12 protein-coding genes are annotated in these 16,998 nt (G+C 72.5%); 2 read left to right on the top strand and 10 right to left on the bottom strand.

The genetic code is table 11. From position 1 onward, the window contains the following. Positions 1-48: 48 nt before the first annotated feature. From glf to AC6CH9_RS09190, 5 genes are all read right to left on the bottom strand, one after another. Positions 49-1,236: a UDP-galactopyranose mutase gene (glf, locus tag AC6CH9_RS09170; protein WP_498154599.1), complete on the bottom strand. Its 1,188-nt coding sequence runs from the start codon at positions 1,234-1,236 to the stop codon at positions 49-51. 89 nt (positions 1,237-1,325) lie between these two features. Then, positions 1,326-3,293 (bottom strand): DUF6541 family protein, encoded by a 1,968-nt coding sequence (locus tag AC6CH9_RS09175; protein WP_498154600.1) that lies wholly within the window; start codon positions 3,291-3,293, stop codon positions 1,326-1,328. Between the two features lie 153 nt (positions 3,294-3,446). Next, entirely contained in the window at positions 3,447-4,742 is a 1,296-nt protein-coding gene (locus AC6CH9_RS09180; protein ID WP_498154601.1) for a SpoIID/LytB domain-containing protein, read from the bottom strand. Between the two features lie 63 nt (positions 4,743-4,805). Next, a complete protein-coding gene (locus tag AC6CH9_RS09185; RefSeq protein WP_498154602.1) occupies positions 4,806-6,101 on the bottom strand; it encodes a nucleotide sugar dehydrogenase in 1,296 nt (431 codons plus the stop codon). A 59-nt stretch (positions 6,102-6,160) separates the two neighbouring features. Next, positions 6,161-7,255 (bottom strand): glycosyltransferase family 4 protein, encoded by a 1,095-nt coding sequence (locus AC6CH9_RS09190; RefSeq protein ID WP_498154603.1) that lies wholly within the window; start codon positions 7,253-7,255, stop codon positions 6,161-6,163. Positions 7,256-7,320: 65 nt separating this feature from the next. Here AC6CH9_RS09190 and wecB point away from each other — a divergent pair, with 65 nt between their 5' ends. After that, positions 7,321-8,385: a non-hydrolyzing UDP-N-acetylglucosamine 2-epimerase gene (gene wecB / locus AC6CH9_RS09195; RefSeq protein WP_498154604.1), complete on the top strand. Its 1,065-nt coding sequence runs from the start codon at positions 7,321-7,323 to the stop codon at positions 8,383-8,385. Between the two features lie 46 nt (positions 8,386-8,431). Then, positions 8,432-9,853, top strand: a complete 1,422-nt coding sequence (locus AC6CH9_RS09200; protein WP_498154605.1) for a lipopolysaccharide biosynthesis protein — start codon at positions 8,432-8,434, stop codon at positions 9,851-9,853. A 124-nt stretch (positions 9,854-9,977) separates the two neighbouring features. Here the strand turns inward: AC6CH9_RS09200 and AC6CH9_RS09205 are convergent, their stop codons facing one another. The 5 genes from AC6CH9_RS09205 to AC6CH9_RS09225 all read right to left on the bottom strand — a co-directional run bounded on the left by AC6CH9_RS09205 (position 9,978) and on the right by AC6CH9_RS09225 (position 16,855). Further along, positions 9,978-11,120, bottom strand: coding sequence for a glycosyltransferase family 4 protein (locus AC6CH9_RS09205; protein ID WP_498154606.1), 1,143 nt, complete (start codon positions 11,118-11,120; stop codon positions 9,978-9,980). 35 nt (positions 11,121-11,155) lie between these two features. Further along, complete coding sequence (locus tag AC6CH9_RS09210; RefSeq protein ID WP_498154607.1) at positions 11,156-12,157, bottom strand: Gfo/Idh/MocA family oxidoreductase; 1,002 nt, start codon at positions 12,155-12,157, stop codon at positions 11,156-11,158. Continuing rightward, on the bottom strand, positions 12,157-13,257 hold the full coding sequence (locus tag AC6CH9_RS09215) for a DegT/DnrJ/EryC1/StrS family aminotransferase (protein WP_498154608.1): 1,101 nt from the start codon (positions 13,255-13,257) through the stop codon (positions 12,157-12,159). Before AC6CH9_RS09215 ends, AC6CH9_RS09210 begins: the two co-directional genes overlap by 1 nt. Then, complete coding sequence (locus tag AC6CH9_RS09220) at positions 13,254-13,850, bottom strand: acyltransferase (RefSeq protein WP_498154609.1); 597 nt, start codon at positions 13,848-13,850, stop codon at positions 13,254-13,256. Before AC6CH9_RS09220 ends, AC6CH9_RS09215 begins: the two co-directional genes overlap by 4 nt. A gap of 104 nt (positions 13,851-13,954) precedes the next feature. After that, on the bottom strand, positions 13,955-16,855 hold the full coding sequence (locus AC6CH9_RS09225; protein WP_498154610.1) for an FG-GAP-like repeat-containing protein: 2,901 nt from the start codon (positions 16,853-16,855) through the stop codon (positions 13,955-13,957). Between the last annotated feature and the right edge of the window lie 143 nt (positions 16,856-16,998).

Below are 16,998 nucleotides of genomic sequence, written 5' to 3' on the forward strand. Positions count from 1 at the left end.
ACCGGACGCGGGCATCGTCGCGCGACCACCGCGCGGGCGGCGTGACGATCAGGCGTCGACGCCGCCGCTCTCGATCGCGGTGCCCCGACCGAAGTGCGGGGCGAGCTTGTTGTCGACCATCGAGAGCGCGGCGCCGATCGCCATGTGCATGTCGAGGTACTTGTACGTGCCCAGGCGCCCGCCGAAGAGCACGTCTCGCTCCGCCGCTGCGAGGTCGCGGTACTTGAGCAGTCGCTCCCGGTCGGCCGACGTGTTCACGGGGTAGTACGGCTCGTCGGCGCGCTCGGCGAACCGCGAGAACTCCCGCATGATGACGGTCTTGTCGGTCGGGTAGTCCCGCTCCGGGTGGAAGTGCCGGAACTCGTGGATGCGCGTGTACGGCACGTCCGCGTCGGCGTAGTTCATCACGGAGGTCCCCTGGAAGTCGCCGACCGGGAGCACCTCCTCCTCGAAGTCGAGCGTGCGCCACGACAGGTCGCCCTCGGCGTAGTCGAAGTAGCGGTCGACCGGACCCGTGTACACGACCGGGACGTTCCCCACGACGTTGCCCTTGCTCACCGGCTGCGACTCGTCGAAGAAGTCGACCCCGAGGCGGACCTCGATGTTCGGGTGGTCCGCCATCCGCTCGAGCCACGCGGTGTACCCGTCGACGGGCAGACCCTCGTGCGCGTCGTTGAAGTACCGGTTGTCGTACGTGTAGCGCACGGGCAGGCGGGAGATGATCGACGCCGGCAGCTCACGCGGGTCGGTCTGCCACTGCTTGGCGGTGTACTCGCGGATGAACGCCTCGTACAACGGGCGCCCGATGAGCGAGACGCCCTGCTCGTCGAGGTTCTCCGGCTTCTTGCCCCCGAGCTCGGCGGAGAGCTCCTTGACGAGCTCGCGCGCGGCGTCGGGTCCGTGCGCGGACCGGAAGAACTGGTTGATCGTCCCGAGGTTGATCGGCATCGGGAAGACCTCGCCCCGGTGCGTGGTGTACACGCGGTGGACGTAGCTCGTGAACGCCGTGAAGCGGTTGACGTACTCCCACACGCGCTCGTTCGACGTGTGGAAGAGGTGCGCCCCGTAGCGGTGCACCTCGATCCCCGTCGTCTTCTCCGCCTCGCTGAACGCGTTGCCGCCGATGTGCGGCCGACGGTCGATCACGAGGACCTTCCGGCCGTACTCCTCGGCGATCCGCTCAGCGACGGTCAGGCCGAAGAAGCCCGACCCCACGACGACAAGATCCGTGTCCACGCACACTCCAATGTCTCTTCTGACGGCGCTCCGCGCCGTGTGTAGCGACCGGGCAGCGCCCAGCCTAGTCTCGGTCGGTACTGCGCCGATCAGTCGCAGGCCGTGATCTCCCACAGCCGCACGGACCCGACCCGCGCGACCACCTCGCCCACCCGGGCGACCTGCGCGGGCTCGAGCCCCTCGAACCCCTCGGGATGCCGTCCCCACAGCATGCTGGGCGACGTCAGGACGAACCCGACGTCCTGACGATCGAGAGCCTCGCACACCGCGGGGTCCTCGCCTGCGTCCCCCAACCGGGTCGCGATCAGGACCCGGTCCGGGTCGGCGACCGTCTTGGTGTGCGGGAACAGCGGCTCCCGGTCCGCCAGGGCCCAGGTCATCGTGCTGCCGTTCCACGGGTTCCCCGCCACGACCACGCCCTCGGGCACGATGCGCGCGACCTCGTCCATCATCGCGTACTCGTACTCCTCGACGAGCCCCTCGGACAAGCGCTCCGAGTCGACGCGGTACTGGTAGGTGACGTACTCGTACGCCTCCCGGAACGTCATCGTCCGCGGGAGCACGACCACGACGACGAGCGCGAGCACGGCCGCCAAAGCCGGCACGGAGGTCCACCGACGCCACCACTGCCGGTCCGGGCCGTGGAGCGCCGCGAGCTCGCTGACCCCGCGGACGACCACCCAGGCGCCGATCACGGCGAGGGGGACCGCAAGCAACGGGAGCTGCGCGGCCAGCCGCTGGACGTCCCCGTACCAGTACCCGGTGAGCAGCGCGCGCCAGTACTCAGGAGCACTCGCCGAGACCACGAAGAGTGCGACGAGCACACCGTACGCGAAGGGCAGCCAGCGCCACCGAACGACGAAGAAGGACGCGACCAGACCGATGACGACGAGGCCTGCCACGAGGACGTTCGGCGTCTGCGTCGGGTGCATGGCCGCGAGGCTGAGCGCGTCCTCGAACGCCTGACGCCCCGAGAGCCGCTCGGGCCAGGAGACACTCGTGCGGAACGCCCGGACGAGCTCCGAACGCCCGGCCAACCAGTACGCGGCGAGGCACCCGACGACGAGCACCACCGCGGGCAGCACGGTCACTGCCGGGCTCCGGCCTGCGCGACGGAGCCGGGCCGTCACGTGCGCCACGTAGTGGATCAGGACCGGCACGAGGACATAGCCGAGGGTGAAGAGGCCGTTCGGCTGAGCCAGGAGCACCGCGAAGGTCCCGGCCCCGGTCAGGAACAGGGGCGCCAGACGTCGTCGCCCCCGCGCGCGCCAGAGCGTCAGCAGGACGAGGGCGAGCAGCGCCGGGAGGACCGCGTACGAGAGCAGGTTCGGGTAGAGGACGCCGAAGGCCGTGAGCTTGACGGGGAACTGGGTCATCGAGAGGCTCAGGACGATCGTGAGCGCCAGGAACACCGGCCGCGGGCCGAAGAGCATGCGTCCCAGGACGAGCATCGACGCCGGCCACACGAGCGCGGTGACCACCACGGACACCCAGTTCGCCGCGGCCGCGACGTCCCCCGACTGCGCGACGAGCGCCGTGACCGCGTGCCACGACGCCGGGTAGAAGCCCGACGTCGCAGAGGGGTCCGCGATCGTCATGTGGAGCGGTGAGGCGTCGCCCGTCTCCAGCAGCTTGCGCACCGAGTTGAGGTGGTACGGGGTGTCGTACGTCTGAGCGACGCGCTCCGGCCCGCCGATCGCGACCATGAGCCGTCGGGCCTGAAAGGCTGCTGCGATCAGCAGGGTGCCTGCGACGGTGAGGAGGACCTGGCGCCGGACACGAGGGACCGAGCGCACGGCCGGGCTGCGCCACCGGGCGGCGGCGAACCACGCGGCCGCCGCGGCGACGGTGACGACCGCGGTCCCTGCGGCGAGGGTGGCCCACGACCAGCTCGGCCCGAAGCCGGTCGCGATCGACGTCGCGCCGACCACGGCGAGCGAGAGGAGCGGCGCGGTCCCCCAGGCGGTGACGCCTCGCAGGCCGCCCGCGTACCCCACGGCGAGGCCGGGGCCCCACAGCACGACCACTGCCAGCAGCGCCATCGTTGCGGTGCTCATCCATTCCGCCACGACGGCGCGCCCCTCCCGTTCTCAGACCAAACGGGGTGATCCTAGCAACGACACCGGCCAGACCGACGCGGTCCTGCCGCGCAGGCGCCGAGCGTTCACCCGGCGTTCACGGGGCCGATACCGCGGCGGCACCGCGCGGGCTCACGACGCGGAGATCCCGCGCACCCACGCGGACGGGAGGCTCCCGGTCGACGTCGCGGCGCCGATCTTCGAGCGCAAGGAGTCCGACGACCCGGTCAGGGACTTCACCGTGCCGTTGGACGAGGTGGCCGTCACGGTGCGCATCGTGCCCCCGCCGTGACGGGCGGTCACGGCGATGGTCGCCACGTCCGGGAGCCCGAACAACGCGGCCGCCTTGGCCTGGGTGATCGTCCGGGTCCACGAGGCGTAGGAGTTGCCCGGTGCCTGCGCCGTCCACGGGTCGGCGACGCCACGCTCGTACGGGATCGCAGACGTCCAGACCGCCTCGCTGTTCTCGGTCCGCCCCCCGGACGACGAGAAGTAGTGCGCCGCCACCGGCTTTCCGCCGTAGGTCATGACGATCGCCTCGGAGCTGGACCGGTTCGTCGCGTCGACGCCCTTCTTCCAGAGCTTCCCCCAGGACCCGGACGTCCCCTCGTTCTCCTTCGACCATCCCGTGAAGACCTGGTCCCGCACGTCGTCGACGACGTTGCAGCCGCACCGGTTGTTCCAGGGCTTGGTCATGGCGTAGGACCGCGCCGCGATCGCCTGCACGGACAGCGCACCCGTGGTCTTGCTCCCCCAGGACGACGGCATCTCGGCGACGCCGTACAGGTACTCGGTGTTGAGGAGCACGTCGTTGACGACGTTGACCTTCCCGCCGATCGCCTGCATGGTCATCCGGCCGTGTCGGTACACCCCGGCCGCCCCGTCGATGCGCACCAGCGCGGCCGGCCCGCTCGCGGCGTAGTAGCGCGTCCCTGACCAGTGGAGGCGCAGGAGCTTGCCCGAGTAGGTCCGGCCGCCCACCGTGACCGCGAGTCCCGCCGACGAGCTGGAGACGGCGAGCGACGTCGTCCCCGACCCGGAGGCGAGGGTCGCCCCGCCGCTGCTCCGCAGCCGCCACGAGCCGCCGGAGACGGTCAGTCGGGTCGACGTCCGCTCGTCGGAGTACCGGCCGGGTGCGTAACCGTACGGCTCGGGGCCGAAGACCTGCACGGCGAGGGTCGTCGGCGTCGTGCGCCACTGGATCGAGACGCCGGTGTAGTAGCTCTTGAGGATCGTGGACGGCGGGCGCGCGGCGAGCGCCTGTGCGTACGCCCCGTACTGCGGCATGCCGACGCCGTGCCCGAACCCCGAGCCGCTCAGCGTGAAGGTCGCGGGCACGCTCGCCGCGGTCGCGCTCTGCCCGGCGAGGACACCGACGCAGCACAGGACGGTCACGAGGGCGAGCGCCCTCCGGACGAACGTTCTCATCCTTCGAGTGTGCGCCGTCCGGGGCCGCGATGCCTAGGCGAACGCGTACTTCCGTCCGGCCGGTCAGCCGCCCTGCCCGAGCACCAGGCGAGGCACGCCCGTCCACGTCGCGGCGTCGGTGACGTTGCGCCCGTCGAGCAGGAGCCGGACGCCCGGTACGCCGGCCGGCGTGAGCGTGCGGTACTCGGCGTGGTCCGTCTGGACGACGACGACGTCCGCGGTCTCGCCGACGTGGAACGCCGTGAACCCGAGCGCGCTCAGCTCGTCGTCGGTGTAGAGGGGGTCATGGACGCTCACCCGCGCACCACGTGACTCGAGCGCCGCGACGGTCGCGAAGACACCGGAGAACGCCGTCTCCTTCACGCCACCTCGGTAGGCCGCGCCGAGCACGACGGCGTGGAGGCCGTCCAGCGAGCCGAGGAGCTCGACGGCGCGGGAGACGACGCGCTCCGGCATGCTCGCGTTGACCGCGCGCGCGGTGCGGACGATGTCCGCGGCCGGGTCGACCGAGAGGTACAGCCGCGGGTACACGGGGATGCAGTGACCGCCGACGGCGATGCCCGGCCGGTGGATGTGGCTGTAGGGCTGGGAGTTGCACGCGTCGATCACGGAGTACACGTCGATCCCGTGCTGCTCCGCGAAGACGGCGAACTCGTTCGCGAGGCCGATGTTGACGTCCCGGTACGTGGTCTCGGCCAGCTTGGCGAGCTCCGCAGCCTCCGCGGACCCGAGGTCCCACACACCGTTCGGCCGTGGCAGGTCGTCCCGCTCGTCGAACGTCAGCACGGCCTCGTAGAACGCGCGCGCGCGTCGAGCGCCCTTCTCCGAGAGACCACCGACGAGCTTCGGGTAGCGGCGCAGGTCGGCGAAGACCCTCCCCGTCAGCACGCGCTCGGGCGAGAAGACCAGGTGGAAGTCCTCGCCCTCCCGCAGACCGGAGACCTCCTCGAGCATCGGCTTCCACCGGTTGCGCGTCGCGCCCACCGGGAGGGTCGTCTCGTACGACACGAGCGCCCCCGGGGTGAGGTGCTCGCCGAGCGAGCGCGTCGCGGCGTCCATCCAGGCGAAGTCCGGCTGCGCCGTCTCCTCGTCCACGAACAGCGGCACGACCAGCACGACCGCGTCCGCGCCCGGGACGGCGTCGGCGTAGTCGGTCGTCGCCCGCAGCCGGCCGGCCGGCACGAGCTCGGCCAGCTTCTCCGCCAGGTGCGCCTCGCCGGGGAACGGCTCCACGCCGGCGTTGACCTTCTCCACGACCGCGGGGTTCACGTCGACCCCCACCACGTCGTGGCCGGCGTCGGCGAACTGGACGGCGAGCGGAAGGCCGATCTTGCCGAGGGCCACCACAGCGATACGCATGCTCGTGTTACTCCTTCGAGAGCTGTTCGGTCCCGGTGCGCTCGCACCGGTCCCCTCGTTCAGCGGTGTCGTGCGATCGCCGCCGCGTAGGAACGTTCGAATCCTTCGAGGACCGCAGCGGACGAGAACCTGCCCGCGACCTCCCCGGCGATCTCCTCCGGACCACGACGTGCCAGGAGCGACCGAGCGGACTCGACCCCGTCAGCGAACGATAGCGAAGTTCGCTCGTCGACCAGCACACCGATCTCGGGGGTGAAGTAGCTGGCGTGGCCACCGTTGGACCCGACCACCGCCGGTCGCCCGCGCACGAGCGCCTCTGCCGCGGACGTGCAGAAGTTCTCGTGCCGCGTCGGCAGGAGGAACACGTGGTGCCGGTCGATCTCGTCGAAGACCGCCGTCGGTGGGACCGCACCGGTGAGCCGGAGGTGCTCAGCGACGCCGAGCTCACGCGCCCGGAGCTCGACCGCCTCGCGCAGCGGCCCGCCGCCGACCCATGTCAGGCTCGTGTCCGTGCCCCGGCGCCGGAGCTCGGCGAGCGTCTCCACGGCGAGCAGGGGGTCCTTGCCGTCCACGAGACCGCCGACCGCGACCAGGCGCAGCGCGTCTCCGTCCGGGAGCGGGGCGACCGAGGCCGGGGGGTCGACGACCGTGGGCACCGTCGCCGTCGCACCGCGCCTGCGTGTGCGCCGGATCGCGTCCGCGAGCTGGTCGGTGACGGCCGTCACGGCGTCGGGCCGCCGGAGCGCCTGACGCAGCACCGGCATGCCGACCCGCCACGACGCGGGGAGGGTCTCCGGGCGGATCACGCCCGACCAGTGCTCCGTGTGCACCCACGGCACCCGGGGCCGGGAGACGAGCAGCGGGAGGAGCGAGGGGAACGCCATCGAGTGCACGAGGTCGAAACCCTGCGCGATCGACCCGACGCGGCGGGCCGCACGGACCCAGTCGTCGGGCCGGGACGGGCTCATCGGCACAGGGTGGACGAGCGGTCCCGGCCGGGCCGGAGCGGTGGGTTCGGCGAGCGCCGGTGCGACGAGGTGGACGATCTCGACGTCGTGCCGGGCGCTCAACGCCGCGGCGTCCTTCTCGACGAACGACCCGAGAGCGGGATTGCGTGAGCTGGGGAACCACGCGGTGACGACCAGGACACGCATGGGTGCAGCCTACCTGCGCACCCGGTCCCCTCGGGCCCGCCCCCGACCCCGTAGACTCGTCGCCCGTGAAGATCCTGAGCGTCGTCGGCGCCCGTCCGCAGTTCGTCAAGCTCGCGCCCATCTCGGCGACCTTCGCCGCGGCAGCCGACGTCGAGCACGTCGTCGTGCACACGGGACAGCACTACGACCCCATGCTCTCCGACGTCTTCTTCCGCGACCTCGGCATCCCCGACCCGGACGTGCACCTCGGCGTCGGCTCGGCGAGCCACGGGAAGCAGACGGGGACGATCCTCGCCGCCATGGACGACGTGCTCGAGGAGCACCGCCCGGACTGGGTCCTCGTCTACGGCGACACGAACTCGACGCTCGCCGGCGCGCTCTCCGCCGTGAAGCTCGGCATCCCGCTCGCCCACCTCGAGGCGGGCCTGAGGTCGTTCAACCGAGCCATGCCGGAGGAGCACAACCGCGTGCTCACCGACCACGCCGCCGACCTGTGCCTCGCGCCCAGCGAGACCGCTGTCGCACACCTGCGGACCGAGGGTCTCGAAGACCGCACGGAGCTCGTCGGCGACGTCATGACCGACGTGCTCTTCCACGTGGCCGAGACGGTCGGCGAGCACCAGCCGGCCGCGCTCCACGCGCTCGGTCTCGCGCCCGGCGAGTACTACGTCTCGACCGTCCACCGCGCCGAGAACACGGACGACCCGGAGCGGCTCGCCGGGATCCTCGACGCGCTCCGCGGACTGGACCGACCGACGGTGCTGCTCACCCACCCGCGCCTCGCGGCCAAGGTGGCGGAGCACGGCCTCTCCCTCGACGGGGGCGCTCTGCGGCCGGTCCAACCCCTCGCCTACCCCGAGCTCGTCGCCGCGGTCCGCGCATCCGCCGGCGTCGCGACGGACTCGGGCGGCCTTCAGAAGGAGGCGTTCCTCCTCCGGGTCCCGTGCACCACCCTGCGGACCGAGACCGAGTGGACCGAGACAGTCGACCTGGGCTGGAACGTCCTGGCGACGGAGCCTGCGAAGGTCGCCGCCGCGGTGACGCGGCCGGCACCGCCCGCGACGGACGCGACGCCCTACGGCGACGGCCGGGCGGCGGCGCACGTCCTCGAGGCGCTCCGTGCCCGCTGAGGGCCCTGCTCGGAACGCTCCGGGAGGCTCGGGTCGTTTCGACGTCGTGCTCTCCACGACGGGCATCGTCGTCAACGGTGGTGCCCGGTTCGTCTACAACCTGCTCATCGGGAACCTGCGCGGCCCAGCCTTCCTCGGCCCGGTCTCCGCCGCGGTCTCCTCGGCCCTGTTCGCCTCGATCCTGCTCCCGCAGGCGATCGCGAACGCGGCCACCCGGTTCGTCGCCGACGCCACGTACCGGACGGCCGCGTCAGCGGACGTCGAGGCGTCCGAGGCGCGACTGCGGGCGGACCCCGACGCCGTCGCCTGGCTCCTGGCGCGCTGGCTGCTGGTGACCGGGACGCTCCTCGGCGTCGCCGTCGCGCTGGGGGTCGAGCTGCTGTCCGACCGCGGTCTGCTCTTCGCGGCCTCGGCGGGCGTGCTGACGGTCTCCTACTCCGCCTACGTCTTCGCTCGCGCCGTCCAGTTCGCCCGGTTCAGAGCACGACGGGCCGCCGGCTCGGACGTCCTCGCCGGTGTCGTGGCGATCGTGACGCTCCTGTCCGTCCTCGCGGTCGGTGCCGACACCTTCGTGCTGGCCCCTCTCGCGGTGGGATACGCGCTCGCAGCCGTCGTGAACTGGCCGCGGCGGCCGCGTGAGCGCGTCGTCCCCCTCGCGCTCCGCCACGAGATCCGCCATTTCGTGGCGTTCGGCTCGGTCGCGTCGATCGCCACCGGAGGAATGCTCCAGGCCTCGATGATCGTGGCGCAGTGGGCGGGGTCCGACCTCGACTCCGGCCTCTATGCCGCGGCCTTCTCCATCGCGACGCCCCTGTCGATGATCTCGACCGCGATCGCGATGATCGTCGTGCCACGCATGGCCGCGGCGCGGGCGTCGGCCGACCCCCGCGCCTTCCCGGACCTCGTCGACTCCGCCTTCCGCGGGGTCGCCAGCATCAGCATGCTCGCGTTCGGGGTCGTCACCATCGGGGCGGTGCCGATCCTCGGGCTCCTCTACGACGCAGAGTTCCGGCCGGCCGCGGTCCCCCTCGCCGTGCTCGGCCTCGCGATGCTCGCGCTGACGGCCCAGATGCCGGTCTCCAACGCACTCGTCGTGTCGGGCCAGCGCGGGGTCCGGTACGCGGCCGTCGTCGCGGCGGCGGGCGCGGTGATGGGCGCGATCCTCTGGGCGGTCCTCGCCCCCTGGCTGGGCAACGTCGGCGTCGCTCTCGGCGTCCTCGCCGCGACGGCGTCGCCCCTCGTCGCGCTCACGGCCCGGACGAGCAGCGAGCTCGGCCTCAGGTGGCGCCTCGTCAACCTCCGGTTCGTCGTGCTCGCCGTCGGCCTCGTGGCGTGTGCAGCGCTCGCCGTCACGGACACGCGGACGGGGGTGGCTCTGGCCGCCTTCGGCGGTTACGCGATCCTCTGGTGCGTCCTCAGCGGCCTGCCCGACCGTCGGGCGGTCGTCGCGACGCTGCTCTCCCGCTGAGGCGCGTCAGACGCCACGAGGGCGGCACGCTCGCCCTGCCGGCGAGCTACCCGCTGCGCGGGGCGAGGAGCAGCCCCGGGGCGGTCGCCCCGGTCGAGGAGGACTCGCCCGGCCCGCACAGCCGTCAGCGACGCACGAGGCGGAGCACGATCTCGGCGGCCCGCCGCCCGCTGCGACGGGAGGACGCGTTCTCGTCCGTCCATCGCGCGAGCGCATGCCGCCGCTCGGTCGTCGGCGGCTCCGTCAACGCCGCCACCATCGCGTCCGCGACCTGCTGCCGGTCGTAGTCGACCGCCGCGCCGAGGTCCGACTCGAGGATGCGCTCGCGCGCCGGGCCGGGTCCCGCGAACACGACGGGCGTGCCGCTCGCCAGGGAGGCGTAGATCTTCGTGGGGAACGCGAAGTCGTAGCCGAGACCCGGACGCAGGCTCACGAGCGCCGCGGCCGCCCGCCGCTGGAGCTCCGCAGCCTCCGCGGGCGGCACCGGGCCGCGGACCTCGATACCGCTGCCGGGGGCGGAAGCGAGCGCCGTGATGCGATCCCACTCCGTGCCCTGACCGATGTACACGAGGCGTGCGTCGGGGACCTTCGCGCGGACCGCGGGCATCGCCTCCGCGAAGACGACCGCTCCCTGCCACTCGGACGCCGTGCCTGCGTAGACGAGGTACCCGGCGTCGTCGCTGCGGGCCTCACCGGCCTCCAACGGGGTGAAGACCGTGGTGTCGATGCCGTTCTGGACCACCTCGACGCGGCGACCGCCGAGCTCGGCGACGCGCTCGGCCACCCCGTCCGAGATCGCGATCACGGTCGCCGCGCGACGGTAGACCCAGGACTCGACGGCGCGCAGCACCGAGGAGACGACCGCCGGCGCCCCGGTCGAGGCCGACGCGTCCGACCACACGTCCGCCGCGTAGTACACCACGGGCACCCTCTTCAGCAGCCCGACGAGCATGACGACGAACCCCGTCGTGGGTGGCGGCTCGACGACGAACACGTCGGGCCGCCGGGCGAAGAGAGCACGGAAGAGCACCGGGACGTCGAACGACAGGTAGGACGCGTAGCCGCGGACGTTGCCGGTCGCGTCCCGCAGCACCGGTGCCCGGCGGACGTCGACGCCAGGGACGTCGTCCTTCGCCAGGCCCCGGGGAGGACGCACCGTCAGCACCTGGACGTCGGCCCCCTCCCCGCGGAGCCCGGCGACGAGCGCCGACAGCCGGAACGACGCGGCAGCGGCCTCCGGCGCGAAGATCCGCGAGACGAGGGTCACCGCGCTGCGATCGCTCCTGCGGGTCCTCCGACCCATCAGGCGGACGCTCCCAGGCTGACGACCGACCCGCCGGTCCTGCTCGAGGAGAGCATCGCCTCGGCGACCTCGAGCGTGCGCAGCCCCTCGGCCATGGAGACGACGTCGTCGCGCACGCCGAGGACGGCGTCCCGGAACGCCTCGTGCTCCACGCGCAGCGGCTCGCGCTTCGCGAACGCGTAGCGCACGACATCTCCTTCCGAGACGCCCCGGAAGGCCGAGACGGCCTCCCACTCGGTGGGGACCACGCCGTTCGCGAAGAACGTGAGATCGGCGGTGGCCGTGTCGGCCACGAGCGCCCCGCGCTCACCCGTCACGATCGTGACGCGCTCCTTCATCGGCGAGAGCCAGTTGACCACGTGGTTGACGATGATCCCGTTCTCGAGGCTGCCCGTGGCGATGACCATGTCCTCGTGCGTGCGCCCGCTGCGGTGCGTCGTCTGCGCGGCGACCGTCGCGTACGGGCTCTGCGCGACCCATGCCGTGAGGTCGATGTCGTGGCTCGCGAGGTCCTTGACGACCCCGACGTCCGCGATCCGCGCCGGGAACGGTCCCTGTCGCCTGGTCACGATCTGGTAGACGTCCCCGAGCTCCCCGAGCGCGACGCGGCGTCGCAGCTCCTGGAGCGCCGGGTTGAATCGCTCGATGTGGCCCACGCAGCCCACCAGCCCGGCCGACCCGAACGCGTCGGCGAGCCGACGGCCGGCGTCGCTGTCGGCCGCGACGGGCTTCTCGACCAGGGTGTGGACGCCGCGGCGGGCAAGCGTCAGCCCCACCTCCTCGTGGAACACCGTGGGGACGGCCACCACGGCCATGTCGATCCCTGCGCCGACCAAGGCGTCGACGTCGGGCAGGACGTCGAGCGACCCGGCCACGCCGAAGGGATCTCCCCCCGGGTCGGCGACCGCGACCAGCTCGACGCCGTCGATCTCCCGCAGGACGCGCGCATGGTGGCGGCCCATCGCGCCCAGCCCGATCAGGCCGGCCCGCAGCGCGGCCATCACGCACCTGCCTTGACGACGGCGCCGACGCCCTCGACGATGCGCTCGAGGTCGCCCTGCTCGAGCGAGGGGTGCACCGGGAGCGAGATCACCTGCGCGGCCGCGCGCTCGGTCTCCGGGAGGTCGAGTCCGGGAGCGAACCGCTCCAGGCTCTGGAGCCGGTGGTTCGGGATGGGGTAGTACACGCCCGAGCCGACGCCGTGCTCCTCGCGGAGCGCCTGGACGACCCTGTCCCGGTCCTCGGGGACGCGGATCGTGTACTGGTGGTACACGTGCGTGGCACCGTCGGCCACGCTCGGGGTCGTGACGCCCTCGAGATGGGTCGTGAGGAACTCGGCGTTGCTGCGTCGCCGCTCGGTCCAGCCCAGGACCTTGGTCAGCTGGACGCGCCCGATCGCCGCGTGCACGTCGGTCATGCGCGAGTTGAAGCCGATGACCTCGTTCGCGTACTGGCGCTCCATGCCCTGGTTGCGGAGCAGACGGACGGCGCGCGCGATCGTCTCGTCGGCGCAGGAGACCATGCCGCCTTCACCCGAGGTCATGTTCTTGGTCGGGTACAGGCTGAACATCGCGAACGTGCCGAAGCTCCCGACCGGGCGCCCCGAGAGCGTCGCCCCGTGCGCCTGCGCGGCGTCCTCGAACAGGAGGAGGTCGTGCTCGGCCGCGATCGCGGTGAAGGAGTCCATGTCGGCGGGGTGCCCGTACAGGTGCACGGGCATGATCGCCCGCGTCCGCTCCGTGATGGACGCACGCACCGACGCGGGGTCCAGGCAGAACGTCGTCGGGTCGATGTCGGCGAAGACCGGGGTGGCCCCGGTGAGCGCCACGGAGTTGGCCGTCGCGGCGAAGGTGAACGACGGCACGATGACCTCGTCGCCCTCCCCGATCCCCGCCGCCAGCAGGCCCAGGTGGAGACCGGCCGTCCCCGAGCTCACCGCCACGCACGTCCGTCCGCCGACGAGCGTCGCGGCGAACTCGGCCTCGAACGCCGCGACCTCCGGGCCCTGGGCGATGATGCCGCTCCGCATGACGCGGTCGACGGCGGCCCTCTCCTCGTCGCCGATGATCGGCTTCGCGGCAGGGATCAGTGGCTGGCTCATGCGTCGTCGACCTCCGTGAGTGCTCCGTCAATCTCTGTGTATCGCGCGCCCGTCGCGGGGCAGACCCATCCGCTCTCCGCACGCTCCAGCGGGCGGCCGGCCCGGCCGACCCAGCCGACCTGGCGCGCGGGGACCCCGACGACGATCGCGTGCGCCGGCACGTCCTTCGTCACCACGGCGCCCGCCGCGACGGTCGCCCACGCACCGATCCGTACCGGCGCCACGCACACGGCACGAGCGCCGATCGAGGCCCCGTCCTCGATCGTCACGCCGACCGCGTGCCAGTCGTCGGCGCTCTTGAGGGAACCGTCGGGGTTGACCGCGCGAGGGTAGGTGTCGTTCGTCAGCACGGCCGCAGGCCCGACGAAGACGCCGTCGCCGAGACGTGCGGGCTCGTACACCAGCGCGTAGTTCTGGATCTTGCAGTTCCGTCCGAGCTCGACGCCGGTGCCGAGGTAGGCGCCGCGCCCCACGACGCACGACTCGCCCAGGGTCGCGCCCTCCCTGACCTGCGCCAGGTGCCAGACCTGGCTCCCGTCGCCGATCACCGCGTCAGCGGCGACATCGGCGCTCGGTGCAATGCGTGTACTCATCCTCGCCTCTCGACGGTCCTGCCCCGACCGCGTCGGGCACCCCCGGAAGGCTACCCCGAGCAGACGGCCCGACGTGCGGGACCATGGACCCCAAAGCGAGCCCGCTACGACACGACGCTCCCCGCGGCGAGGGTCCCGTACGGCCGGACCTCGAGGAAGCCACCGGTACCGCTCCCGGCGTAGAGGAAGAGGCGCCCGTCGGGCATGATCCCGACCACGTCCGGGCGACCGTCCCCGTCGACGTCACCCGTGCCGACGAACCCGGCGAGCGACTGCCAGCCGTTCCCCACCGTCGTCGGCGCGGACAGGAGCGCCGCGCCGTTGCCGCGCCGGAGCTGGAGCCGGCCGGTCGAGGCCTCCCGGGTGAGCAGGTCAGGGGCACGACCGCTGGACCACAGCCCACCGGTCGCGATCCGGTCGACGCCGGACACGCCGGAGGCCAGCAGGGCCTTGGCGTGGAACCCGCCCTTGCCGTCCCCCGGGTAGAGCCAGATCTGACCCGTGGAACGGTTCAGCGCGATCAGCGACGGCCGGCCGTCCCCGACCCAGTTGCCCCCGGGGACCACCTGGTCGAACCCCTGCCATCCCGACCCCACGAGTCGACCCGTCGACGCGAACGCGCCTCCGCCCGTCCCCCGGTGCAGCATGAGCCGACCGTCTGCGTGCCGGAGGATCACGTCCGCCCTGCCGTCGCCGTCCCAGTCCCCCGGGCTCACGACCTCGACCACGGAGCCCGTGACGGGCACGCTCGTCGTGACCGGACGGTCGAAGCGCGCCACGCCGCGGAAGTCGTAGGAACGCATGCTCCCGGCCGTGGTGACGGCGACGAACGTCTGCCCGTTCCCCTGCCGGTACAGCGCGTGCACGGACCCGAACCCGTTCCAGCCGCTCCCGACGAGGGACCGGCCGCGGAAGGTGCCGTTGCCGTCACCCGGGTAGAGCCAGAGGTTCCCCGACCTGTCACGCGCGACGAGGTCCGCACGTCCGTCGTCGTTGACGTCACCCGCACCGACGAGCGCCGTCATGACGTGCCACCCGGTGCCCACGTGGGTCCGTCCGCGGAGGAAGTTCCCCGCGCCGTCGCTGCGGTACGTGTACAGGGAGCCTCCGGGGGTCTGGGCGACGACCGCCGGGTTGCCGTTCGCGAGGTCGCCGATGACCGCGATCCGCGAGAAGCCGTCCCACCCGGAGCCGATCGTCCGCCGCGCCTTGAACCCGCCCGACCCGTTCGAGGGATAGAGGTACAGCGCGCCGGACGACCGCGCGCGACCGAGGAGGTCTGGCCTGCCGTCGCCGTCCCAGTCGTGCCCGCCGACGACCTCGAGCCCGTTCCAACCGCTGCCGATCAACGAACGAGGCTTCCACCCGCTAGCGGAACGCGGGTAGAGCCACAGCTTGCCGGCATCGTCCACGAGCATCATGTCGGCGCGACCGTCACCGTCCCAGTCCCCGGGCGAGATGGTGCGGGCCGCGGGCCAGCCCGACCCGATCGTGGCAGGGGTGGCGAACCCTGACCCCGTCGTCGTCTGCAGGACGACCCTGCTGGACCCTCGGACGAGGAGATCGGCGTACGAGTCGCCGCCGAGGTCTCGACGATATATCCGCCCGGACGCCTCGCCCCGGAGCGCGGCGACGCGCGACCGGATCTCGGGCAGCCGGTCGTAGAGGTACCGGCCCGGGCAAGCCGTCTGCCCGACGTCCCGGTGCCCGAACACCGTCGGCCGCGTCACCCCACCCACGGAGGTCGTGGCGGCCGTCGTCACGCCGTGCAGGTCGAACTTCCACGCGATCACCTGAGCCACGGCGGAGACGACCGCACCGGGGACGGCAGCGACGTCGTAGTTGCCCATCACGGACACGCCGAACGCGACCGAGTTGTAGCCGGACGCGTGCGCGGCGACGATCGCGCGGTCGACCCCGCCCTTGCGACCCTCCCAGACGCGACCGTACTTGTCGACGAGGAAGTTGTACCCGATGTCCCCCCATCCGCGGGACTGCGCGTGGTACGTGTAGATCCCTCGGATCAGCGACGGCACCTGGCCGGCGGTGTACGAGTTCGTGCCGACGGTGTGGTGGACCGTCGCCGCCGTGATCCTGCCCGTCGCCGGTGTCCACGTGGCGATCGACTCGTCGGCCCCCCAGGCGACGCGCGAGTAGATCGTCGGCCGCGCGGCGGGTGACGACGCGATGGTGCCGACGGCCGCCTGGTCGAGCGCGGCCGCTCCCTGCACGTCCGACGGCGTCCAGGCCACGGACTCCACGTCCGCGGCGGACAGGTCCACGAAGTCGTCGTGACCCCGCGTGCCGGCCGCCCCGTCGGTCCCGCCGTCCTCCTCGACGGCCGCCCCGTCGGTCCCGCCGTCCTCCTCGACGGCCGCCCCGTCGTCCGCCTCGTCGACGACGGCGAGCCGGACGTCGCGGGGCCCGGCCCCGTCGTCGCGGACCGCCACCTCGACCGCGTCCACCACGCCCGCGAGGAACGGCTCCGTGCCGTCGCGCCCGACGACGCCGTCGTCCTCGGACGTGCGCTCGGTGGGCTCCGGGGAGACGTGCTGCCACTCGCTCCATCGGTCGCCGGTGCGGGTCCGGACCTCCACCGCGAGGGCGTCGGTCGCCGTCCCGTGCTCCCACGTGACCCCGACGACGGTGATCCCGGAGGCAGACCCCTGTGCGGTGAGGACCGTCCCCGACGGCTCGGGGGTCGTGGTCGTCGCCTCCTCCTCGTCATGGGGCACGACGAACGGCAGTGCCTCGGGCGAGGTCTGCTCCTCCTCCGTCAGCGTCGCGTCCCCGGCGGGGTCGTCCGCGAGGATCTCGTCCACCTGATCGGTGATCTCGGCGTCGGGGGTCAGCGGCGTCTCCTCGAGCCGCGCCGCACCTCCCTCGTCGGCCGGCGCGACGTCGGTGGTCGGCGGGGGAGCCTGCTCGGAGGCGACCGGTGCACCCCCTCCTGCCGCCACCGCCGGCCCCGAGAGCCCGGTGACCGCCGTGGCCAAAGCCACCATCCCCGCAATGCAGACCGTCCGTCCCCGCACCCTGCCACCCCCAGTGCTCCTCGCCGTGCCCCGTCGCTCGGTGCTCACGGCTGCCAGTATGTGCACGGCTTCACCCGATCCGCGCGAGTTGCGCACGTCTGCGCGTGTCCCCC

This window comes from Cellulosimicrobium sp. GQ32 (assembly GCF_059758455.1).